The sequence below is a fragment of the Pseudomonas tumuqii genome (genome assembly GCF_013184545.1).
GTDB classification, from domain to species: Bacteria; Pseudomonadota; Gammaproteobacteria; order Pseudomonadales; family Pseudomonadaceae; genus Aquipseudomonas; species Aquipseudomonas tumuqii.
On the sequence record NZ_JAAOJA010000024.1, the window covers coordinates 19483 to 41630 of the forward strand.

Consider the following 22148-nt stretch of genomic DNA (forward strand, 5'->3'; position numbering starts at 1 on the left):
AAGAACCAAGAGTGAGGAAGCCGTCATGAGCAATCGACTGGCCGAGGAAAACTCGCCCTATCTGCGCCAGCACGCGGAGAACCCGGTCGACTGGTACCCCTGGGGCGAGGCGGCCTTGCGCCGGGCGCGCAAGGAGGACAAGCCGATCCTGCTGTCGGTGGGCTATGCCGCCTGCCACTGGTGCCATGTGATGGCCCACGAGTCGTTCGCCAATCCGGACATCGCCCGCCTGATGAACCAGTACTTCATCAACATCAAGGTCGACCGCCAGGAGCGCCCCGACCTCGACGAACTCTATCAAGGCGCGCTGCAGATGCTCGGCCAGGGCGGTGGCTGGCCGTTGACAGTGTTCCTCACCCCGCAGGGCGAACCCTTCTTCGCCGGCACCTATTTCCCGCCCGAGGACGGCTACGGCCGCCCCGGCCTGGCCCGGGTCGTGCGCGAGTTGGGTGAGGCCTGGCAACAGCAGCCCGCGGCGTTACGGCACCAGGCCGGACAGTTTCTCCAGGGTTACCGAACCCTCGAGGCGCGCCTGCTGGCGGGGCAGGCACCGGCGCAGGAGGACCTGCCGGCACTGGCCGCGCGGCAGTTCGCCGCGCACAGCGACCCGCTGTACGGCGGCCTGGACCAGGCACCGAAGTTCCCCAACCCGCTGTGCTACGACCTGGTCCTGCGCCTGTCCCGGCGCCTGGACGAGCCGGCCCTGACACAGGCCCTCGACCTGACCCTCGAGCAGATGGCGGCCGGCGGGCTCTATGACCAACTGGGCGGCGGCTTCGCCCGCTACTGCGTGGATCGGCGCTGGAGCGTGCCGCACTTCGAGAAGATGCTCTATGACAACGGCCTGCTGGTGAAACTCTATGCCGACGCCTATCGCGCCAGCGGCAAGCCCGCCTGGCGCCAGGTGTTCGAGGAGACCATCGACTACGTCCGTCGCGACCTGAGCCATCCCGAGGGCGGTTTCTACGCCGGCGAGGACGCCGACAGCGAGGGCGAGGAAGGCAAGTTCTACCTGTGGACCCCGGCGCAGGTCGAGGCCGAGCTCGGCCCGGCGGACGCCGCCCTGGCCTGCCGCGCCTACGGCGTCAGCGCGGCCGGCAACTTCGAGCAGGGCCGCACGGTGCTGCAGCGTGCCGCCCACCTCGCTGCCGAGGAGCAGGCGCGCCTGGCGCCGCTGCGGGCCAGGTTGCTGGCGGCGCGGGCGCGGCGCGTGCGGCCGGCGCGCGACGAGAACATCCTCACCAGCTGGAACGCGCTGATGATCCAGGGCCTCTGCGCAGCCTACCAGGCCAGCGGCAACGCCGAGCACCTGGACGCCGCGCGGCGCGCCGCCGACTTCCTCCAGCAGCACCTCAGCAGCGCCGAGGGCGGCCTGTACCGCGCCTGGCGCGACAGCACGGCCAAGGTGGCGGGCTTTCTCGACGACTACGCCGGTCTCGCCAACGCCCTGCTCGACCTCTACGAGAGCTGTCTCGAGCCGCGCTATCTCGAGCGCGCCAACCAACTGGTCGAGCTGATCCTCACGCAGTTCTGGGACGACGGCTTCTACTTCACCCCGGCCAGCGGCGAACGGCTGATCCGGCGGCCGCGCGCCGCGCGCGACAACGCCTGGCCCTCGGGCACCTCGAGCAGCGTGTTCGCCTTGCTGCGGCTGTTCGAACTGAATGGCCGCGCGGCCTACCGCGAGCACGCCGAACAGGTGCTGGCGATGTACCGCGGCGCGGCCGCCGCGGACCCCTTCGCCTTCGCCCACCTGTTGGCGGCGCAGGAGTTCGCCCAACGCGGCCCGCTGAGCGTCATGGTCGACGGCGGACGCGACGCCGCCAACGCCCTGCTCGAGGATCTGCGGCGCCACTACCTGCCGGCCCGCGTCCTGGCCCTGGCCGCAGACGTACCCCGCGCTGCGGACCGCCCCGCCAGCGCTGGCCAGGCCAGCGCCCATGTCTGCCACCGGCAAACCTGCAGCGCCCCGCTGAGCGACCCGGCCGCGCTACTGGCGCGCTGCCTGCGAATGCAGGATGCGGGCTGACTCACCCGGCAAACCGGCCTGCCAGGCGTGTGCTCAGCGGTTGTGAAAATATCGAGCACCGTAGCGAGAACGTCTCCAGGCGTTCGCGGCAAGGCGCGCTACCTCAGCAGCGGGCGTCTGCAGGCGGTCGCAGTAGGCAGGAGTATTTGCACAAGCACTCAGCCGCGCTTCTTGCGGTAGGTCCCGATCAACTCGGCCTTAGCCAGGACATGGCCCTGCATGGCGCCTTCGAGCTGGGCCTTGGTCGGCCGGCCGAGATCCGGCAGAACGCAGTCCAGCGCATAGAGCTTGTGAAAATAGCGGTGGCTGCCGATCGGCGGACAGGGCCCGCCGTAGCCGGTCCTGCGCCAGTCGTTGCGGCCCTGCAGGGTGCCGGGCGGCAGCGTGTGCAGGTCTTCCGCCAGCTCGCGGGTGGCCGGCGGCAGGTTGTACAGTAGCCAGTGCACCCAGGTGATCTTGGGCGCGTCCGGGTCCGGCGCGTCCGGGTCGTCGACGATCAGCACCAGGCTCTCGCTGCCCGGTGGCACACCGCTCCACGCCAGCGGCGGGGAAATATCCTGACCCTCGCAGGTATAGCGCGATGGGATCGCGCCCTGGTCAGGAAAAGCGGCGGAACTGAGCGTCATCATGGCCGTTACGGTCATGGCCGTTACTCCTTGTCGAACGGGCATTGGCACCCGCTTGGCGCCGCTGCCCCGCTAAGGAAAACCATATGAAAACTATAGCCAGCCGCGCACCAGACAGCGCCGTGAGGCGCCATGCGGTCGTGGTCAAGGCGCGATGGCCGCCAACCCCTGCTGCAGATCGCGGCGCAGATCCTCAACATGCTCGATGCCCACCGACAGCCGCACCAGATTGTCGCTGATGCCGAGCTGTGCCCGGCGTTCGGCGGGAATCGAGGCGTGGGTCATCTTGGCCGGTTGGCTGATCAGGCTTTCCACCCCGCCCAGGCTCTCGGCCAGGGTGAACAGCTGGGTGGCTTCGAGGAAGCGCCGGGTGCCTTCAGCGTCGCTGGCCAGGTACAGGCTGATCAGGCCGCCAAAGCCGCGCATCTGCCGTACCGCCAGCTCGTGCTGGGGATGGCTGCCCAGGCCAGGGTAGAGCACCGACGCCACCTGTGGTTGCTGCTCCAGCCAGGCGGCCAGCTCGCCGGCGTTGACGACGTGACGTTGCAGGCGCAGGGCCAGGGTGCGCATGCCACGCAGGCAGAGGAAGCTGGAGAACGGATCGAGGATGCTGCCCACCGAGTTCTGCAGGAAGCTCAACTGCTCGGCCAGTTCCGCGCGGTCGGCAATGGCCACCAGCCCGGCGATCACGTCGGAATGGCCGTTGAGGTACTTGGTCGCCGAATGCACGACGATGTCGAAGCCGTGTTCCAGCGGCCGCTGCAGGTACGGCGAGGCGAAGGTGTTGTCGGCCACGGTGAGGATGCCGCGGGCGCGACCGAGCTGGCCGACCTGAGCCAGGTCGCAGAGTTTCAGGGTGGGATTGGTCGGGGTCTCGACCCAGATCATCCGCGTCTCGGGCCTGAGTGCGGCGGCCAGGCTGGCGGCATCGGCGTCCGCCGGCACATAGCTGACCTGCAGGCCGGCGCTGGGCTTGCGCACCCGCTCGAACAGGCGGTAGGTACCGCCGTAGAGGTCGTCCACCGCGACTATGTGGCTGTTCGCCGGTAGCAGTTCCAGCACCGTGGCGCAGGCCGCCAGGCCGGATGAAAAGGCATAGCCGTGGGCGCCACCCTCCAGCTCGGCAATGGCCCGTTCCAGCGCCTGGCGCGTGGGGTTCTGGCTGCGCCCGTACTCGTAGCCGGCATGCACCCCCGGCGACTGCTGACGGAAGGTCGAGGTGGCGTAGATCGGCGGCATCACCGCACCGGTCCAGTCCGGCTCGTAACCGGCGTGCACGGTGAGGGTTTCGAATTCGCTCATGTTGCGACTCCCGTAGAGGTTCTGCCTGTTCACTGGCGGTGCTTCGGCCAGCTTGCTCATAGAGCGGTTCGCCACGCAGCGGCGCGTCAATTGCCTTGGCATCCGTGTCGGCCCCACCAACAGCATGGGTATCTCTGCGCTCAACCTACGCGGCCCGACCCATCCTACGAGCTAATCGCCAGCAAGGACTGGGACGTCCCCCTGGCTCCTACAGAGGGCTCGCCAAGCCCTCCTAGCGCAGGGTGCGACGCCAGAGGTTGAGCACATCGCTCTTGGTGATCAGGCCGAGGAAACGGCCCTGTTCGACGATCAACGCCACATGGCCCTCGTCGAAGGTCTGCAGCAGGCGCTCCAGCGGCACGTCCGGGTCGAGGGTCTGCAACTTGCTGACCATCGCCTCGCGCACCGGCAGCTGGAAATGCGCCGGCGCATCCTTCACCGCGCGCAGCAGATCCCACTCGTCGATCAAGCCGACCACATGGTCGCCCTCCATCACCGGCACTTGGTCGATGTCGTGGAAGCGCATGCGCCCGTACACCGCCGCCAGGGTCTCGTCGGGCTTGCAGGTGACGGTGGTGCCTTCCTCGTAGCGCCGGGCAATCAGGTCGCGCAGGTTGCCTTGCTTGGGCCGTTCAATCAGGCCCTGGTCGATCATCCAGTAGTCGTTGAACATTTTCGACAGGTACTTGTTGCCGCTGTCGCAGACGAAGGTCAGCACCCGCTTGGGCGTGGTCTGCTCGCGGCAGTAGCGCAAGGCCGCGGCCAGCAGGGTGCCGGACGAGGAGCCGGCCAGCACGCCCTCCTCCTTGAGCAGCAGGCGCGCGGTGTGCAGGCTCTCGGCGTCGTCGATGCGGTAGGCGCGCTTGACCAGGGCGAAGTCGGCGATGGCCGGCACGAAGTCCTCGCCGATGCCCTCCACCAGCCAGCTGCCGGCCTCGCCGAACTGGCCGGTCTCCACGTAGTCGGCCAGCACCGAACCTGCCGGGTCGGCCAGGACCATCTCGACCTGGGGCGCCACCTTCTGGAAGAAATGGGTCAGGCCGCCGAGGGTGCCGCCCGAGCCGACGCCGACCACCACCGCATCCACGCGCTGCTCCATCTGCCGCCAGATTTCCGGGCCGGTGCCGCTCTCGTGGGCCCAGGCATTGGCCGGGTTGTTGAACTGGTCGATGTAGAAGGCGCCCGGCATCTGCGCGGCGATGCTGCGCGCCAGGTCCTGGTAGTAATCGGGGTGGCCCTTGCCGACATCGGAGCGGGTCAGGCGCACCTCGGCGCCGAGGGCCTTGAGGTGGAAGATCTTCTCGCGGCTCATCTTGTCCGGCACCACCAGCAGCATGTGGTAGCCCTTCTGCGCGGCCACCAGGGCCAGGCCCAGGCCGGTGTTACCGGCGGTGGCCTCGATGATGGTGCCGCCGGGCTGCAGCTGGCCGCTGGCTTCGGCGGCCTCGATCATGGTCAGGGCGATGCGGTCCTTGATCGAGCCGCCGGGGTTCTGGTTTTCCAGCTTGACGAACAGCTGGCACGGCCCAGTGTCGAGGTGGGTCAGTGGCAGGATCGGCGTGTTGCCGATCATCTCGAGCAAGGGATTGGCGGACATCGTCTTGGCCCTCCGTGACACAGTCGATTGCATTGCCGAGTCAGGATTACGCCTTAACTTATAGGCGCTGCACTGGCAGAGGGCCAATCCGCCCGACCGACGAGCCTTCGCCTGGCCCAGCTGCTGTCGACTCGGGCAGCGACAGTTTTCCTCCCCTATACTTCCTCCAGCGTTTCGCGCCGGCCTGCTAACAGGGCCAGGCGCGATGCGGGATGAATTGCTGGCCGAATTGACGATCTATTCGACCTTGCTGTTTGGCAGGATGTTTGTGTGGCCAGTGCGCGACAGGAACAGGATGCAAAACACATGGTATTTGCAATTGTCTTGGTGCTAATCGTTGTGGCATCGGTACTGTTCCATGTACTGAGCCCTTGGCAGGCAACGGCGGCAGCCTCCAACTGGGGTTCGATAGACGCCGCACTGTTTATCACCCTGCTCATCACCGGCATCTTCTTCGTCGCCGTCAGCCTGTTCATGGTGCTGGCGATCATTCGTTACCGCCATAAAGAAGGACGCCGGGCGGCCTATCAGCCCGAAAACAAGAAGCTGGAATGGTGGCTGATCGGTATCACCAGTGTCGGCATCATCGGCCTGCTGGCCCCAGGCCTGGTGGTTTACCACGACTTCGTCCGGGTGCCGGCAGACGCCCACGAACTGGAAGTGGTCGCCCAGCAGTGGCAGTGGGCCTTTCGCTTTCCCGGCCAGGATCGCAAGCTGGGCAAGTCGGATGTGAAATGGATCAGCAACGCCAACCCCCTCGGCCTCGACCCCAACGACCCATCTGGGCAGGACGATGTGCTGATCCGCAACAATCAAGTGCATCTGCCGCTCGATCAACCGGTGAAGGTGCTGCTGCGCTCCAAGGACGTGCTGCACAATTTCTATGTCCCGCAGATCCGCAGCAAGATGGACATGGTGCCCGGCATGGTCTCCTACTTCTGGTTCACCCCGACCAAGCTCGGCAGCTATGACGTGCTGTGCGCCGAGTACTGCGGCCTGGCCCATTACAATATGCGCGGCAACATGATCGTCGAGGAACCCGCGGCCTTCGAGCAGTGGCTGAACAGCCAGCCGACCTTTGCCCAGACCCTGCATAGCGCCGCCAAACCCAGCCGTGAAAGCGTGCTGGAGCACGGCCGCCAGTTGGCACAGAACTCCGGCTGCCTGGCCTGCCACAGCCTGGATGGCAGTGCCAGCCTCGGCCCGAGCTGGAAGGATCTATATGGCCGCACCGAGCAGCTTGCCGACGGCAGCAGCGTACAGGTCGACGAGGCCTACCTGATCGAATCGATCCGCGAGCCCAAGGCCAAGCTGGTGCAAGGCTACCCGCCGGTCATGGTGCCCTACACTTTCAATCAGGAAGAGCTGGATGCGCTGCTCACCCTGATCAAGTCGCTCAGTGGCGCGCCGCCAGACGAACAGGCTCCGGCCGGCGCGGCGGCAACCTCCGGTGACCTGGCGGCGCAGGGCCGGCAACTGGCCAGCTCCCTCGGTTGCCTGACCTGCCACAGCCTCGATGGCAAGCCGGGCGTCGGGCCGACTTGGCTGGGCCTGTATGGCAAGACCCAAAGCGGGGCCGACGGCACCCCGCGGGAGGTCGATGAGGCCTATCTCAAGGAGTCCATTCGCGATCCCGGCGCGGTGATCGCCCAGGGGTTTACCCCGGTCATGCCGGCCTTCGAGCTGACGGATGACGAACTCGACGCCTTGGTCGCGTTGATCAGGTCGACCGCCGGCGAAGGCGACAGCACACCGGGAGCAGCACCCTAAGCCGTCAATATGCACTCAACCCTCACCCGGAGGATGACGTGATGGCCTACGCGGAACAGGTCGAAACAGAGGCTCTACATGAACCCAAGAGCTTCCTGACCCGTTATATCTGGAGCCAGGACCACAAGGTCATAGCCATTCAGTATTCCTTGACGGCTATCTTCGTCGGCCTGATCGCCCTGGTCTTGTCCGGCCTGATGCGCATGCAGCTGGGTTTCCCCGGCAGCATCGAGTTCATGGACGCCGGCGCCTATTATCAGGCGATGACCATGCACGGCATGATCATGGTCATCTACCTGCTGACCGCCCTGTTCCTCGGCGGCTTCGGCAACTACCTGATCCCGCTGATGGTGGGGTCGCGCGATATGGTCTTCCCCTACGTCAACATGCTCAGCTACTGGTTCTACCTGCTCTCGGTGGTGATCCTGCTCGCCAGCTTCTTCGCCCCCGGCGGTCCCACAGGCGCGGGCTGGACGCTCTACCCACCGCAGTCGATCACCCAGGGCACCCCGGGCACCGAATGGGGCATCGTGCTGATGCTGGTGTCCCTGGCGGTGTTCATCGTCGCCGCCACCATGGGCGGCTTGAACTACGTGACCACGGTGCTGCAGGCACGCACCCACGGCATGACCCTGATGCGCATGCCGCTGTCGGTCTGGGGCATCTTCATGGCCTCGATCCTGGCCCTGCTGGCCTTCCCGGCGTTGTTCGTCAGCGCGGTGATGATGCTGTTCGACAAGCTGCTGGGCACCAGCTTCTTCATGCCGGCGATCATCTCGATGGGCCAGTCGCTGGAGCACCAGGGCGGCAGCCCGATCCTGTTCCAGCACCTGTTCTGGTTCTTCGGCCACCCGGAGGTCTATATCGTCGCCCTGCCCGCCTTCGGCCTGGTCTCCGACCTGATCAGCACCCATGCACGGAAGAATATCTTCGGCTACCGCATGATGGTCTGGGCGATCGTCGCCATCGGCGTGCTCAGTTTCGTGGTCTGGGCGCACCACATGTACGTCAGCGGCATGAACCCCTACTTCGGCTTCTTCTTCGCCACCACCACCCTGATCATCGCGGTGCCGACCGCGCTGAAGGTCTACAACTGGGTGCTGACCCTGTGGCAGGGCGACATCCACCTGACCGTGCCCATGCTGTTCGCCCTGGCCTTTATCCTCACCTTCCTGGTCGGCGGCCTGACCGGACTGTTCCTCGGCAACGTGATCGTCGACATCCCGCTGTCGGACACCTATTTCGTCGTCGCCCACTTCCACATGGTCATGGGCGTCGCGCCGATCCTGGTGGTGTTCGGCGCCATCTACCATTGGTACCCGAAAATAACCGGGCGGATGATGAATGAACGCCTGGGCAAGCTGCACTTCTGGATCACCTTCCTCGGCACCTACGCCATCTACTTCCCCATGCACTACCTGGGCTTCCTCGGCATGCCGCGGCGCTACTACGCCTACGAGGACTACGCCTTCATTCCGCAGTCGGCGCAGGACCTCAACGCCTTCATCACCGTGGCCGCCCTGACGGTCGGCGTGGCCCAGTTGCTGTTCCTGTTCAACCTGTTCTGGAGCGCCTTCAACGGCAAACCCGCCGGCGGCAATCCCTGGAAAGCCACCAGCCTGGAATGGCAGACGCCGCAGACCCCGCCGGTACATGGCAACTGGGGCGCCAAGCTGCCGGTGGTGCACCGCTGGGCCTATGACTACAGCGTGCCGGGGATCGAGCAGGATTTTGTCCCGCAGACAGTGTCCGCCGAGGACCTTGAGCGGATGAGGCGAGGCGGCGCCGAGACCGCACCGATGGGTGAACAACCATGAACCGGCTGCTCTTGAGAAACACCGACAGCATCGACCCCAGTGGCAGCTGGCATCCCGCCGCGGGTATCCCCAGCCCCGCCGGAATGGACAGGGCGCACACCGCGAAAGTCGGCCTGCGCCTGTTTCTCGTGGTGGTCAGTTCGCTCTTCCTGCTGTTCCTGATCGCCTTCATCATCCGCGCCCAGGTGCCCGACTGGCAGCCGCTGACCGAGCCGCTGGCGCCCCTGGCCCACACCGGCGCGCTCTGGCTGAATACCACCGCGCTGATAGGCGCCAGCATCGCCCTGCAGTGGGCCCGCATGGCCGCCCGCCGAGGTAACGCGCAGGCGACGCTGGCCGGCTTCGCCCTGGGAGGGGTGCTGGCGATCGTCTTCCTGCTCGGCCAACTCTGGGTCTGGCAGCGGTTCGCCGCTTGGGGCTATTTCGTCTCCAGCAACCCGGCCAACAGCTTCTTCTACCTGCTCACCGGCCTGCACGGCCTGCATCTGCTGGGCGGCCTGCTGGCCTGGGGCAGAACCCTGGGCAAGTTCCTGCGGCACGCGCCCCTGGCACGGCTCGCCAGCAGCGTCGAACTCTGCGCCATCTACTGGCATTACCTGCTGGGACTTTGGCTGCTGCTCTTCGCCCTGCTGACCAGTACACCGCAAACCTATGAGGCCATCGCCGCATTCTGCGGCCTGAGGTGAAGCCATGGCAGCGCACTCAGCAACACCCGCAGATCGCCCGGCGCTTGCACCCGATGCGTCGGCCGCAGGCTGGCAGGGCATCGCCCGCGACTGGTCGTCGGACAAGGATGCGTTCAAGCAGGTGCCATGGGGCAAGGCGATGATGTGGATATTCCTGCTCAGCGACACCTTTATCTTCACCTGCTTCCTGACCGGCTATATGGCGGTGCGCATCAGCGCCACCGAGCCCTGGCCGAACACCAGCGAAGTCTTCGCCCTGACCATCGCCGGCAACCACATCCCGCTGATCCTGATCGCCATCATGACCTTCGTGCTGATCAGCAGCAGCGGCACCATGGCCATGGCGGTCAACTACGCCTACCGCCGCAACCGCGGCAGGACTGCCGCCCTGATGCTGGCCACCGCCTTTTGCGGCGCGGCCTTCGTCAGCATGCAGGCGTTCGAATGGAGCAAGCTGATCGCCGAAGGCGTGCGCCCCTGGGGCAACCCCATGGGCGCCGCGCAATTTGGCGCGAGCTTTTTCATGATCACCGGGTTCCACGGCCTGCACGTGTCGATCGGCGTGCTCTACCTGTGCATCGTCGCGTGGAAAGTCTTGCGCGGGGACTTCGAGCGCTCCGGCAACTACCAGAACGTCGAGATAGCCGGGCTGTACTGGCACTTCGTCGACCTGGTGTGGGTGTTTATCTTCGCTTTCTTCTATCTGTGGTAACGCTTGACCCTGTTAGCGCTGCAGAGGAGCACTGGCCATGACGCACACCGGACAACAGCATCCGATCAGCCTGTACCTGAAGATCTGGGGGCTGCTATTCGTCCTCAGCACCCTGTCCTACCTGGTCGACTACTTCCACTTCGCCGGTTATCTCAGGTGGTCGCTGATCATCACCTTCATGCTGCTGAAAGCCGGCTTGATCGTTGCCATCTTCATGCACATGGCCTGGGAGCGCCTGGCCATGGTCTACGCCATTCTGGTGCCACCCTTGTGCCTGCTGGTGCTGGTGGGGCTCATGGTCAGCGAGGCGGACTACATTTTCCTCAGCCGGGTGATCTTCTTTGGCCAGGGCATAACCGCGGAATCACCTTGATGATCCCGCAGTAGCGATCTGTGCACTCGTTGCTAGATCGTTCGTTTGAACTGATGCCATCTGTGCAGCCAGGCCACGATCCAGTGCGGGGCGGCCTCTCCCGTTCCGGCAACCTTCAGTGTCGGATGATGGTTGACCACCTGCTCCAGCACGACTTCCTGCTCCGGCTCGACATCGACGAAAAAGACGTGCTTGCCTTCTTGTAGATTCTTCCTGAAGCGGCGGAAGTGGGCATTCGGCACCTGGATACCGAAAAAGCCACCTTCCCAGGTACAGAAACCCAGCAGCACTATCGCCAGGAAGATAAAGGGCACCCATCCCGCAGCGGTTGCGGTCCAGCCCAGCAGATAGGCGCCACCGAGCACCAGTATGGCAAGTACCACACCGACGGCGGCACCAATCTCCCCAGAGTGGACGACATCCTGCTTCATGAACGAGGGCACGTCATGCAGATGATGTCGCTCAACATCGGCATCCTTTTCGCTGAGCACATGAATCTGCTCGGTGCTGATGCCCTTCGCCTCCAACTCCTGCTCAACGGTTTCAAGATCGTCGAGATTGTCACTGGTGTAGTAGTGCCGATTCATGACGTACCTCCCATCTCACTTAGCTGCAGTCCACCACCTGCTGCTATTAGCCGACAGTTACAGGAGGAACCCTGCCTCTGTGAACGGCCCCTGTTTTTCGATCAAATTGAAGTATAGCACCGTGAAAATTCAGCGAATCAGCAAAAGTCAAGCCTGAAATTCAAAAATAAGTCACCAACACTCTGTGTAGAGCCCGCGCCAGCGATTCAGGCCATTACCGCGGCGAACGGACTTCCTGACCGATGGTCCCACGCTGGCGTTTCCCAAGAACTGAGCGCGCATTCCGCCGCCCCGCTGCGCCCCACCAACTCGCCCCATCTCGGCGCACAAACAGGTACTGCGCCCCGTTTTGCATCACAAAAAGGTCGATGCAATCGCTGTACATCCGCCGAAAACCGCCAAACCACGGTGTTGGCTCAGCTCTTGCTTTGGCATTGCCATAGGCAGCCAATGGCGGCTGCCCTCATGAACGACAAAGACGTCGCCTCACCCTCGCCCAAAAGCGAACGGTGACGCGGCGTTTTTTAGTTTCTGCCCCCAACGCCTGGGGATGGTGGCTCCTCTGCGATCCAGAGGTTCTGCTTGTCACTCTCTCAACCCAGCTGTGGCCTCGGCCGCAGGGCCTTGCACCACAAGTGCATCGCCTCCCCGGTCGGTTGCGCTCGCCGTGTCCACGACCACGACGAATCGCAACTGACCGGGACCCTTTTTTGCTGACGAGGTGTTCGATGAATAACAGTTTCTGGAAAGCCGGCCATACACCGACGTTGTTTGCCGCCTTCCTCTATTTCGACTTGAGTTTCATGGTCTGGTACCTCCTCGGCCCCTTGGCCGTGCAGATCGCCACCGATCTCGACCTGACCGCCCAACAGCGCGGCCTGATGGTCGCCACGCCGATTCTGGCAGGCGCCGTACTGCGCCTGCTGATGGGCTTTCTGGCCGACCGGCTGTCACCCAAAGCCGCCGGCCTGATTGGCCAGGTGATAGTCATAGTGGCGCTGTTCTGCGCCTGGCAGATCGGCATTCAAAGCTACGAACAAGCCTTGTTGTTCGGCCTGTTCCTCGGCTTTGCCGGCGCCGCCTTTGCCGTGGCCCTGCCGCTGGCCTCGCAGTGGTACCCGCCGCAGCACCAGGGCAAGGCCATGGGCATTGCCGGTGCGGGCAACTCCGGCACCGTATTGGCCGCCCTGTTCGCCCCCGGCCTGGCAGCCTTGTTCGGCTGGCAGAACGTGTTCGGCTGGGCCCTGATCCCGCTGCTGCTCACCCTGCTGATCTTCGCCTTCATGGCCAAGAACTCCCCCGAGCGTCCCAAGCCGAAAGCCGCGGCCGACTACCTGCGAGCGCTGGGTGACCGCGACAGCTGGTGGTTCATGTTCTTCTACAGTGTCACCTTCGGCGGTTTTATCGGCCTGGCCAGTGCGCTGCCCGGCTATTTCAGCGATCAGTACGGCCTCAACCCGGTGACCGCCGGCTACTACACGGCCGCCTGCGTCTGCGCCGGCAGCCTGATGCGCCCACTGGGTGGCGCCCTGGCCGACCGCATCGGCGGCATCCGCTCGTTGCTGGTGATGTACACCCTCGCCTCGCTGAGCATCGCCGCCGTCGGCTTCAACCTGTCCAGCTCCACCGCTGCACTGGCCCTGTTCGTCACCGCCATGCTCGGCCTGGGTGCGGGCAATGGCGCGGTGTTCCAGTTGGTGCCGCAGCGCTTTCGTCGGGAGATTGGCGTGATGACCGGCTTGATCGGCATGGCCGGCGGTATCGGCGGCTTCCTCCTGGCCGCAGGCCTGGGGGCGATCAAGCAACAGACCGGCGACTACCAGTTGGCACTGTGGTTTTTTGCCAGCCTCGGCGTACTGGCCTGGTTCGGCCTGTATAGCGTCAAACGTCGCTGGCGCACCACCTGGGGCTCGGCCGCAGTGACCGCCGCCCGCGTTTGATGGAGACTGCATAAGCGACAGCTGGCTGGCGACCTGATCGCCAGCCAGCTGTCGCTTATCCGCGCACCACCAATCAACGGAGGGTTGAGGCAAAGGCGGGGCTGACTGGCAGAGTTGAATCGCACTGGTCAGGAACGATGGGTGAAACCGGCAACGGCCAACCCTGCAGCCATGCCCCGGCCCCGCCTTTGCCTCAACCCATCCTTTCAGGAAATGCCGCCATGGCCCTGCAACTCACCTTCGGCGAAGCCAGCGCCATCGGCCCGCGCCCAGAGAACCAGGACGCCATTCGCGTGGTGACCCCGACCCCGTCCCTGGCAGCGAGCAAAGGCTATCTGTTCGCCCTGGCCGACGGTGTCAGCCAATGTGCCGACGGCGGCCTGGCCGCTCGGGCGACCCTGCAAGCGCTGGCCCTGGACTACTACTCCACCCCGGAAACCTGGGCGGTGGCGCAATCGCTGGATCGCCTGCTGGTCGCACACAACCGCTGGCTGCAAGCCAATGGGGGCGGCCAGCCGCTGCTGACCACCCTCACCGCCCTGGTCCTGCGCGGCCGACGCTTCACCCTGGCGCATGTCGGCGACTGCCGCGCCTACCGCTGGCACGGCGGCCAACTCGAGCGCATCAGCGAAGACCACGTGTGGGAACAACAGGGCATGCAGCATGTGCTCAAACGCGCCATGGGCCTGGATCAGCACCTGGTAGTCGACTACCAGGACGGTGAGTTGCGCGAGGGCGAGAGTTTCCTGATGGTCAGCGATGGCGTCTGGGCTACACTCGGCGACCCGGGCATCCAGCGCATCCTGCACGATGAGCCCGACCCCGCTGCCGCCGCCCGCGCACTGGTCAGTGCCGCCCACCTGGCCGGCAGTCAGGACAATGCCAGCGCCTTGCTGGTGCAGATCGAAGGCCTGCCGAAAAGTGCCCTGGCCGATACCCTGGCGCAACTTGCGCATTGGCCCTTGCCGCCCAAGCTGCGCGAAGATCAGGACTTCGAAGGCTGGCAGGTCGAGCGCTTGCTGGCCGAGTCGCGCCAGTCGCTGATCTACCGCGTACGTGATGGCCAGGCGCGCCGCTGGCTATTGAAGACCCTGCCCGCCAACCGCGCCGACGAACCGCAAGCCGGCCCTGCCCTGCTGCTCGAGGAATGGTTCCTGCGCCGAGTGGCCGGGCGCTACTTCGCCGAAGTCCATCCCCTGCCGCAACGCCAGCACCTGTACTACGTGCAGCGCGAATACGCCGGGCAGACCCTGGCCGAACAGTTTCGCCTGTCCGGCCCCCTTGGCCTGCCCGAGTGGCTGGATCTCGCCCCGCGCCTGGTCAGAGCCCTGGGCATGCTGCACCGACGCAACATCCTGCACCGCGATATCAAGCCGGAAAACCTGTTGTGGGGTGACGACGGCGAACTGCGCGTGCTGGATTTCGGTCTGGCCTACTGCCCCGGCCTGTCCCGCGATGAAGCCAATGACCTGCCTGGCACCCCCAGCTACATTGCCCCGGAGGCGTTTGCCGGCGTCGCGCCCAGCGCCCAACAAGATCTCTATGCCGCGGGCGTGACGCTCTATCACCTGCTCACCGGCCACTATCCCTATGGCGAGATCGAGGCCTTCCAGCATCCACGTTTCGGTAACCCGACGCCGGCCAGCCGCTATCGCCCCGACTTGCCGAACTGGATCGACGAGAGCCTCAGTCGCGCCGTCAGCGCCGACCCCAAGCATCGCTACGAGACCACCGAGGAGTGGTTGCTGGCCCTGGAACAGGGCGAACGCCAGTCACTGAGCAGCAGGCCGCGTCCATTGCTCGAGCGCGAGCCGGTGAAAGTCTGGCGCACCGTGGCCCTGGTGTCCCTGCTCGTGAACCTGGCTCTGCTGGTACTACTGCTGAAGTGACCGTGCCAGCGCACCAGAACAGCGCAACACGCCTTATACAGGTGCAATGCAACACCGGCACGGCAGCGAGAAATGACTCTAACCCGCGAATATTCAGGCATTTTCCAAGTTGGCATAAGCCCTGCATTGATATTTGCACATTTAAATAAAGTGCGGCCTTCAACGTTGAAGGCGGCACTTCCCGAGAGAACGGGACTTGGACAAAGGCGTCCTCGCTAGGTGACTAGCGGGACGCCTTTTTTGTTTTCCGGTTATGCGTGACGGTGAGGAACCATGAAAAAACTCAAGCTGGTAATGATCGGTAATGGCATGGCCGGAGTGCGTACCCTCGAAGAGCTGATCAAGCTCGCTCCCGATCTCTACGACATCACGGTATTCGGCGCCGAACCGCACCCGAACTACAACCGCATCCTGCTTTCCCCGGTATTGGCCGGCGAGCAGACCTTCGAAGAGATCGTGCTCAACGACCTCAACTGGTACGTCGACAACGGCATCAAGCTGCTGCTCGGCCGCAAAGTGGTCAAGATCGACCGCAAGGCCCGCGTAGTCGTGGCCGATGACGGCAGCGAGGCCGAATATGATCGCCTGCTCATCGCCACCGGCTCCAACCCCTTTATCCTGCCGATTCCGGGAAAGGACCTGCAGGGCGTGATCGGCTACCGCGATATCGCCGACACCCAGATGATGATGGACACCGCCAAGACCCATAAGCATGCGGTGGTCATCGGTGGCGGCCTGCTCGGCCTGGAGGCGGCCAACGGCCTCAAGCTGCGCGGCATGGACGTGACCGTGGTGCACATCGGCGACTGGTTGCTCGAGCGTCAGCTCGATGTCACCGCCGGCCGCCTGCTGCAGAAGTCCCTGGAAGACCGCGGCCTGAAGTTCCTCCTGCCCAAGCACACCGCCGAGCTGCTGGACAACGGCGAAGGCCGGGTCTGCGCGGTGAAGTTCAAGGACGGCGAGGTGATTCCCGCCGACCTGGTGGTGATGGCCGCCGGCATCCGCCCCAACAGCGACCTGGCGGAACAGTCCGGGATCGCCTGCAACCGCGGCATCCTGGTCAACGACACCATGCAGACCTTCGACCCGCGGGTCTACGCGATCGGCGAATGCGCCAGCCACCGCGGTATCGCCTACGGCCTGGTGGCGCCGCTGTTCGAACAGGCCAAGGTCTGTGCCAACCACCTGGCCCAGCTCGGCTTCGCCCGCTACCAGGGCTCGGTGACCTCGACCAAACTGAAGGTCACCGGCATCGACCTGTTCTCCGCCGGCGAATTCATGGGCGCCGAAGGCACCGAGACCATCACCCTGTCCGACCCCATCGGCGGCGTGTACAAGAAGCTGGTGATCAAGGATGACGTGCTGGTCGGCGCCTGCCTGTATGGCGACACCGCCGACGGCGGCTGGTACTTCCGGCAGATCCGCGAGAACCACAACGTCAGCGAGATCCGCGATCACCTGATGTTCGGCGAAAATGCCATTGGCGACGCCGGCCACCAGGGCCAGAGCAGCGCCGCCAGCATGCCCGACGACATGGAAGTGTGCGGCTGCAACGGCGTGTGCAAGGGCACCATCGTCAAAGCCATCCAGGAGAACGGCCTGTTCAGCGTCGACGACGTGAAGAAACACACCAAAGCCGCCAGCTCCTGCGGCTCCTGCGCCGGCCTGGTCGAGCAGATTCTGATCAACACCGTGGGCGGCGCGGCAGATGTGAAGCCGAAGAGCGAGAAAGCCATCTGCGGATGCAGCGACCTCAACCATGGGCAGATCCGCAAGGCCATCCGCGAAGAGCACCTGACCAGCATCCCGGCGACCATGACCTTCCTCAACTGGAGCACACCGAACGGCTGCGCCACCTGCCGTCCGGCCCTGAATTACTACCTGATTTCCACCTGGCCGGGTGAAGCCAAGGACGACCCGCAGTCGCGCTTCATCAACGAGCGCGCCCACGCCAACATCCAGAAGGACGGCACCTACTCCGTTATTCCGCGGATGTGGGGCGGCGTGACCAACGCCGCCGAGCTGCGTCGCATCGCCGATGTCGCCGACAAGTACAAGGTGCCGATGGTCAAGGTCACCGGCGGCCAGCGCATCGACCTGCTGGGGATCAAGAAGGACGACCTGCCGGGCGTGTGGAAGGACCTCGACATGCCGTCCGGCCATGCCTACGGCAAATCCATCCGTACCGTGAAGACCTGCGTCGGCAGCGAGTTCTGCCGCTTCGGCACGCAGAACTCGACGCAGATGGGCATCGACCTGGAACACGCGCTGTTCAACATGTGGTCGCCGCACAAGGTCAAGCTGGCGGTCTCCGGGTGCCCGCGCAACTGTGCCGAATCCGGGATCAAGGACGTCGGCATCATCGGCGTCGACTCCGGCTGGGAGCTCTATATCGGCGGCAACGGCGGGATCAAGACCGAGGCCGGCGAGTTCTTCGTCAAGCTCAAGAGCGCCGAAGAGGTCATGGAATACAGCCTGGCCTTCCTCCAGCTCTACCGCGAGGAAGCCTTCTACCTCGAACGCACCGTGCACTACATGCAGCGCGTGGGCATGGAGCACATCAAGAAAGCCGTGCTGGAAAATGCCGAGAAGCGCAAGGCACTGCACGCTCGCCTGTTGTTCTCGCTGTCCTTCGAGCAGGACCCGTGGAAAGAACAGCTGGCCAAACCGCAACTGAAGAAAGAATTCGACCGCATCGCCCTGCGCGATCTGGAGGTGCAAGCATGAGCTGGCTGGATATCTGCGCCCTGGAAGAAATCAACCCGCTGGGTTCGCGCATAGTCGCCGGGCCCAAGGGCGACATCGCGATCTTCCGCACCTCGACCGATGAGGTGTTCGCCCTCGACGACCGCTGCCCGCACAAGGGTGGGCCGCTATCCCAAGGCCTGGTCTATGGCAAGCGCGTGGCCTGCCCGCTGCATAACTGGCAGATCGAGCTCGATTCCGGCCAAGCGGTGGCGCCGGACGTCGGTTGCGCGCACCGGCATGAAGCCAAGGTCGAGAACGGCCGCGTGCTGCTGACCCTGAATACCGCCACCGAATGTGCCCGATAGGTCATTGGTAGGCCGCGCCCCGCACGGTGCGGCCTACAGGATTACCGCAGAGAGATGACGCCATGACCCAATCCCATCAGATCACCGCCTCCACCTGCTGCTATTGCGGCGTGGGCTGTGGCGTGCTGATCGAACACGATGACGAGAAGATCCTCGGCGTCCAGGGCGATCCCGAGCACCCGGCCAATTTCGGCAAGCTGTGCAGCAAGGGTTCGACCCTGCACCTGACCGGCGATCTCGACGCCCGCGCGCTCTACCCCGAGCTGCGCCTGGGCAAAGGCCTGGCGCGTTCGCGCACGGACTGGGACAGCGCCCTGGATCACGCCGCCAACGTCTTCGCCGAGACCATCCGCGAACATGGCCCGGACAGCGTCGCCTTCTACATCTCCGGCCAGCTGCTGACCGAGGACTACTACGCCTTCAACAAGCTGGCCCGCGCCCTGGTCGGCACCAACAATATCGACAGCAACTCGCGCCTGTGCATGTCGTCGGCCGTGGTCGGCTACAAGCGCAGCCTCGGCGCTGATGCGCCGCCGTGCAACTACGAGGACATCGAGCAGAGTGACTGCGTACTGATCGCCGGCAGCAACATGGCCTTCGCCCACCCGGTGCTGTTCCGCCGCCTGGAAGAAGCCAAGGCCAAGCGCCCGGACATGCAGATCATCGTCATCGACCCGCGACGCACCGACACCTGCGACCTGGCCGACCTGCACCTGCCGATAATTCCGGGCAGCGATGTCGCGCTGTTCCATGGCATCCTGCATATCCTGATGTGGGAAGGCTGGATCGACCGCGCCTATATCGACGCCCACACCCAGGGCTTCGATGCCTTGAAAACCCTGGTGCGCGACTACAGCCCGCAGATGGTCAGCGAGTTGTGCGGCATCAGCCAGGACAGCCTGCAGCAGTGCGCGCGAATGATCGGCAGCGCGCCGAGCTTCCTCTCGCTCTGGTGCATGGGCCTCAACCAGTCGAGCAGCGGCAGCGCCAAGAACAGCGCGCTGATCAACCTGCACCTGGCCACCGGGCAGATCGGCAAGCCGGGCGCAGGCCCCTTCTCCCTGACCGGCCAACCGAATGCCATGGGCGGTCGCGAAACCGGCAGTCTATCCAACCTGCTGCCGGGCCATCGCGATGCCGCCAACCCGCAGCACCGTGCCGAAGTCGCCCGGCACTGGGGCGTCGACGCCCTGCCGGACAGCACCGGCCTGACCGCCATCGAGCTGTTCGAAGCGGTGCGGGTCGGCAAGATCAAGGCCCTGTGGATCGCCTGCACCAACCCGGCGCAATCGCTGCCCGACCAGAACAAGGTGCATGAAGCGCTGGCCACCTGCCCGTTCGTGGTGGTGCAGGAAGCCTTCTTCACCACCGAGACCTGCCACTACGCCGACCTGCTGCTGCCCGCCGCCAGCTGGGGCGAGAAGGAAGGTACGGTGACCAACTCCGAGCGTCGCGTCAGCCATGTGCGCCGCGCCGTGCCAGCACCCGCAGAGGCGCGGCCGGATTGGGCGATCACCAGTGATTTCGCCCGTCGCCTGGAAAAACTGCTGCGCCCCGGCCTGCCCAGCCTGTTCGACTTCGACAACCCGCAAGCACTGTTCGAAGAGTACAAACACCTGACCGCCAAGCGCGACCTCGATCTCTCGGGGCTCAGCTACGCGATTCTGGACAACCAAGGTCCCCAGCAATGGCCGTTCCCGGCCGGCGCTACCCAGGGCACCGAACGCCTGTATGGCGACAGCCGGTTCCCCACCGAGAACGGCCGCGCGCGGTTTCATGCCGACCCCTATCGGGCACCCAAGGAAAAACGCGACGCCCGCTTTACCCTGACCCTCAATACCGGCCGCCTGCGCGATCAGTGGCACGGCATGAGCCGCACCGGCACCGCCGCTCGCCTGTTCGGCCATGTCGAAGAGGCAGCGCTCAGCCTGCACCCGGACGAACTGCGGCGCCTGCGCCTGCAAGCCGGCGACCTGGTCAAGGTGCGCAGCCGCCGCGGTAGCCTGATTGTGCAGGTACAGGCCGACGAGGCGATTCGCTCCGGTCAGGCCTATCTGCCCATGCACTGGGGCAACCGCTTTCTCAAGGGCCTGGGCACCAACGTGCTGACCCTGCCGGCCTTCGACCCGCTGTCCAAGCAGCCCGAGCTCAAGCACGCCGGCATCCAGGTGGAAAAGGTCGATCTGCCCTGGCAGTTGTTCGCCCTGGTCGAAGGCGACGTGCAGAAGCGTTTCGAGGCATTGCGCCCGCTGTTCGAGTCCTTCGCCTACGCCAACCTCAGCCTCACTGGCCGTGAGCGCCCGGCCCTGGTCATCCGTGCGGCAAGCGCGGTAGCGCCCGAGGCCGAACTGCTGGCACAGATCGATCAATTGCTGGGCCTGCACGAAGGGCCAGTACTGGCCTACGACGACCCACGCCGGGCGGTTGGCAAACGGGTACGCATCGAGGACGGCCGCATCACCGCCATCCGCCTGGCCGGCGAGACCGCGGCCCGCGACTGGCTGAAGAGTCTGTGGAGCGAAGGCCAGGCCGATGCCGACCTGCGCCGCTGGCTCCTGGCGCCACTGTCCACCCCACCGGGTGCTGCCGCGGGCAAGAAGCCCGGCAAGACCCTGTGCAACTGCCTGAACGTCAGCGAAGAAGCCGTGTGCAGCGGCATTAGCCGGGGCCTCGACCTCGATGGACTGAAGCAGGAGCTGAAATGCGGCACCAGCTGTGGTTCTTGCGTACCGGAAATCAGACGACTGCTGGCCAACCCGCCCGTAGTGCTAAACGCATAAGCGTAGGGTGCGTGGGGCCGTCCAGGCCATGCGCACCAACCTGAAACACCGGTGCGCACGACGCACCCTACGACGAGGAATCTGATATGAGCGCAAAAGTCTGGCTGGTAGGCGCCGGCCCGGGTGACCCGGAGCTGTTGACGCTCAAGGCGGTAAAAGCGTTGCGTCAGGCGGAGATCGTGATGATCGACGACCTGGTCAACCCGGCGGTGCTGGAACACTGCCCAACCGCACGCATAGTCCCGGTGGGCAAGCGCGGTGGCTGCCGCTCGACACCGCAGGCCTTTATCCATCGCCTGATGTTGCGCTATGCGCGCCAGGGCAAGTGCGTGGTACGCCTGAAGGGCGGCGATCCGTGCATTTTCGGCCGTGGCAGCGAAGAGGTCGACTGGCTGCAGCAGCACGGTATCGAAGTGGAGATGGTCAATGGCATCACCGCGGGCCTGGCCGGCGCCACCAACTGCGGCATCCCCCTGACCCTGCGCGGCGTTGCCCGTGGCGTGACCCTGGTCACCGCCCACACCCAGGACGACAGCACGCTCAACTGGCAAGCCCTGGCTCAGGGGGGCACCACCCTTGTGGTGTATATGGGAGTGGCCAAGCTGGCGGACATCCGCGATAGCCTGCTGGCCGGCGGCATGTGCGCCGACATGCCGGTGGCGATGATCGAGAACGCCTCGCTGCCGCACCAGCGCGAATGCCGCAGTTCACTGGCGGCGATGCAACACGATGCCCTGGCCTTTCAGCTGAAAAGCCCGGCCATCCTGGTGATTGGTGAAGTCGCCGGCGGACACCAAGCACAAGCCATCGCCGCGATTGCCTGAGCCCTGCGAGTTTTTCTTGCCCGGCCTGCGCCGGGCTTTTTTCTGGAATCGAGTAGGAGACGGCTTCACAGCCGCCGTCCTCTCACACCACCGTACGTACGGTTCCGTATACGGCGGTTCAGGTTATGCAGCTAAGCCGGTTTATCGTATCCAGTATCGAGAC

The 22148-nt window shown here is 64.8% G+C and carries 16 protein-coding genes; 12 read left to right on the forward strand and 4 right to left on the reverse strand.

Annotated elements, in window-relative coordinates:
• Positions 1-25 precede the first annotated feature (25 nt).
• Positions 26-2029 carry a thioredoxin domain-containing protein gene (locus G9C89_RS23785; protein ID WP_172152980.1) on the forward strand — a complete coding sequence of 668 codons (2004 nt, stop codon included), beginning with the start codon at positions 26-28 and terminating at the stop codon, positions 2027-2029.
• Between the two features lie 158 nt (positions 2030-2187).
• Here G9C89_RS23785 and G9C89_RS23790 read toward each other — a convergent pair whose 3' ends face one another.
• The 3 genes from G9C89_RS23790 to G9C89_RS23800 all read right to left on the reverse strand — a co-directional run bounded on the left by G9C89_RS23790 (position 2188) and on the right by G9C89_RS23800 (position 5554).
• On the reverse strand, positions 2188-2673 hold the full coding sequence (locus G9C89_RS23790; RefSeq protein ID WP_218575969.1) for a YbhB/YbcL family Raf kinase inhibitor-like protein: 486 nt from the start codon (positions 2671-2673) through the stop codon (positions 2188-2190).
• Positions 2674-2799: 126 nt separating this feature from the next.
• Positions 2800-3957, reverse strand: coding sequence for a trans-sulfuration enzyme family protein (locus tag G9C89_RS23795; RefSeq protein WP_172152982.1), 1158 nt, complete (start codon positions 3955-3957; stop codon positions 2800-2802).
• Between the two features lie 232 nt (positions 3958-4189).
• Positions 4190-5554 carry a pyridoxal-phosphate dependent enzyme gene (locus tag G9C89_RS23800; RefSeq protein ID WP_218575970.1) on the reverse strand — a complete coding sequence of 455 codons (1365 nt, stop codon included), beginning with the start codon at positions 5552-5554 and terminating at the stop codon, positions 4190-4192.
• Positions 5555-5860: 306 nt separating this feature from the next.
• Here G9C89_RS23800 and G9C89_RS23805 point away from each other — a divergent pair, with 306 nt between their 5' ends.
• From G9C89_RS23805 to G9C89_RS23825, 5 genes are read left to right on the forward strand one after another with little or no spacing between them, the layout of a single operon-like run.
• Positions 5861-7324: a c-type cytochrome gene (locus tag G9C89_RS23805; protein WP_172152984.1), complete on the forward strand. Its 1464-nt coding sequence runs from the start codon at positions 5861-5863 to the stop codon at positions 7322-7324.
• 41 nt (positions 7325-7365) lie between these two features.
• The gene (ctaD, locus tag G9C89_RS23810) at positions 7366-9141 is read left to right on the forward strand and encodes a cytochrome c oxidase subunit I (RefSeq protein ID WP_172152986.1); all 1776 of its coding nucleotides are present in this window, start codon (positions 7366-7368) and stop codon (positions 9139-9141) included.
• The gene (locus G9C89_RS23815) at positions 9138-9827 is read left to right on the forward strand and encodes a cytochrome c oxidase subunit 3 (RefSeq protein WP_172152988.1); all 690 of its coding nucleotides are present in this window, start codon (positions 9138-9140) and stop codon (positions 9825-9827) included. Before ctaD ends, G9C89_RS23815 begins: the two co-directional genes overlap by 4 nt.
• Before the next feature lie 4 nt (positions 9828-9831).
• A complete protein-coding gene (locus tag G9C89_RS23820; RefSeq protein ID WP_172152990.1) occupies positions 9832-10539 on the forward strand; it encodes a heme-copper oxidase subunit III family protein in 708 nt (235 codons plus the stop codon).
• Positions 10540-10576: 37 nt separating this feature from the next.
• The gene (locus tag G9C89_RS23825) at positions 10577-10912 is read left to right on the forward strand and encodes a cytochrome C oxidase subunit IV family protein (protein ID WP_172152992.1); all 336 of its coding nucleotides are present in this window, start codon (positions 10577-10579) and stop codon (positions 10910-10912) included.
• Between the two features lie 32 nt (positions 10913-10944).
• Here the strand turns inward: G9C89_RS23825 and G9C89_RS23830 are convergent, their stop codons facing one another.
• Positions 10945-11499 (reverse strand): magnesium transporter, encoded by a 555-nt coding sequence (locus tag G9C89_RS23830; RefSeq protein WP_172152994.1) that lies wholly within the window; start codon positions 11497-11499, stop codon positions 10945-10947.
• Between the two features lie 728 nt (positions 11500-12227).
• On the opposite strand from G9C89_RS23830, the gene G9C89_RS23835 reads away from it, so the two are divergent.
• The 6 genes from G9C89_RS23835 (at position 12228) to cobA (ending at position 21985) form a co-directional block, all read left to right on the forward strand.
• A complete protein-coding gene (locus G9C89_RS23835; RefSeq protein WP_172152996.1) occupies positions 12228-13439 on the forward strand; it encodes a nitrate/nitrite transporter in 1212 nt (403 codons plus the stop codon).
• Positions 13440-13660: 221 nt separating this feature from the next.
• A complete protein-coding gene (locus G9C89_RS23840; protein ID WP_172152998.1) occupies positions 13661-15328 on the forward strand; it encodes a bifunctional protein-serine/threonine kinase/phosphatase in 1668 nt (555 codons plus the stop codon).
• Between the two features lie 273 nt (positions 15329-15601).
• Positions 15602-18055, forward strand: coding sequence for a nitrite reductase large subunit NirB (nirB, locus tag G9C89_RS23845; RefSeq protein WP_172153000.1), 2454 nt, complete (start codon positions 15602-15604; stop codon positions 18053-18055).
• A complete protein-coding gene (gene nirD / locus G9C89_RS23850) occupies positions 18052-18381 on the forward strand; it encodes a nitrite reductase small subunit NirD (protein ID WP_172153002.1) in 330 nt (109 codons plus the stop codon). Before nirB ends, nirD begins: the two co-directional genes overlap by 4 nt.
• A 62-nt stretch (positions 18382-18443) precedes the next feature.
• Positions 18444-21161 (forward strand): nitrate reductase, encoded by a 2718-nt coding sequence (locus tag G9C89_RS23855; RefSeq protein WP_172153004.1) that lies wholly within the window; start codon positions 18444-18446, stop codon positions 21159-21161.
• 86 nt (positions 21162-21247) lie between these two features.
• Positions 21248-21985 (forward strand): uroporphyrinogen-III C-methyltransferase, encoded by a 738-nt coding sequence (gene cobA / locus G9C89_RS23860; RefSeq protein WP_172153006.1) that lies wholly within the window; start codon positions 21248-21250, stop codon positions 21983-21985.
• The last annotated feature ends 163 nt before the right edge of the window (positions 21986-22148 follow it).

What these genes read in the sequence shown, in the direction of transcription:
- G9C89_RS23785 (WP_172152980.1), top strand. Translation starts at nt 26, where the DNA reads ATGAGCAATCGACTGGCCGAGGAAAACTCGCCCTATCTGCGCCAGCAC.
- G9C89_RS23790 (WP_218575969.1), bottom strand. Translation starts at nt 2,673, where the DNA reads ATGACCGTAACGGCCATGATGACGCTCAGTTCCGCCGCTTTTCCTGAC.
- G9C89_RS23795 (WP_172152982.1), bottom strand. Translation starts at nt 3,957, where the DNA reads ATGAGCGAATTCGAAACCCTCACCGTGCACGCCGGTTACGAGCCGGAC.
- G9C89_RS23800 (WP_218575970.1), bottom strand. Translation starts at nt 5,554, where the DNA reads ATGTCCGCCAATCCCTTGCTCGAGATGATCGGCAACACGCCGATCCTG.
- G9C89_RS23805 (WP_172152984.1), top strand. Translation starts at nt 5,861, where the DNA reads ATGGTATTTGCAATTGTCTTGGTGCTAATCGTTGTGGCATCGGTACTG.
- ctaD (WP_172152986.1), top strand. Translation starts at nt 7,366, where the DNA reads ATGGCCTACGCGGAACAGGTCGAAACAGAGGCTCTACATGAACCCAAG.
- G9C89_RS23815 (WP_172152988.1), top strand. Translation starts at nt 9,138, where the DNA reads ATGAACCGGCTGCTCTTGAGAAACACCGACAGCATCGACCCCAGTGGC.
- G9C89_RS23820 (WP_172152990.1), top strand. Translation starts at nt 9,832, where the DNA reads ATGGCAGCGCACTCAGCAACACCCGCAGATCGCCCGGCGCTTGCACCC.
- G9C89_RS23825 (WP_172152992.1), top strand. Translation starts at nt 10,577, where the DNA reads ATGACGCACACCGGACAACAGCATCCGATCAGCCTGTACCTGAAGATC.
- G9C89_RS23830 (WP_172152994.1), bottom strand. Translation starts at nt 11,499, where the DNA reads ATGAATCGGCACTACTACACCAGTGACAATCTCGACGATCTTGAAACC.
- G9C89_RS23835 (WP_172152996.1), top strand. Translation starts at nt 12,228, where the DNA reads ATGAATAACAGTTTCTGGAAAGCCGGCCATACACCGACGTTGTTTGCC.
- G9C89_RS23840 (WP_172152998.1), top strand. Translation starts at nt 13,661, where the DNA reads ATGGCCCTGCAACTCACCTTCGGCGAAGCCAGCGCCATCGGCCCGCGC.
- nirB (WP_172153000.1), top strand. Translation starts at nt 15,602, where the DNA reads ATGAAAAAACTCAAGCTGGTAATGATCGGTAATGGCATGGCCGGAGTG.
- nirD (WP_172153002.1), top strand. Translation starts at nt 18,052, where the DNA reads ATGAGCTGGCTGGATATCTGCGCCCTGGAAGAAATCAACCCGCTGGGT.
- G9C89_RS23855 (WP_172153004.1), top strand. Translation starts at nt 18,444, where the DNA reads ATGACCCAATCCCATCAGATCACCGCCTCCACCTGCTGCTATTGCGGC.
- cobA (WP_172153006.1), top strand. Translation starts at nt 21,248, where the DNA reads ATGAGCGCAAAAGTCTGGCTGGTAGGCGCCGGCCCGGGTGACCCGGAG.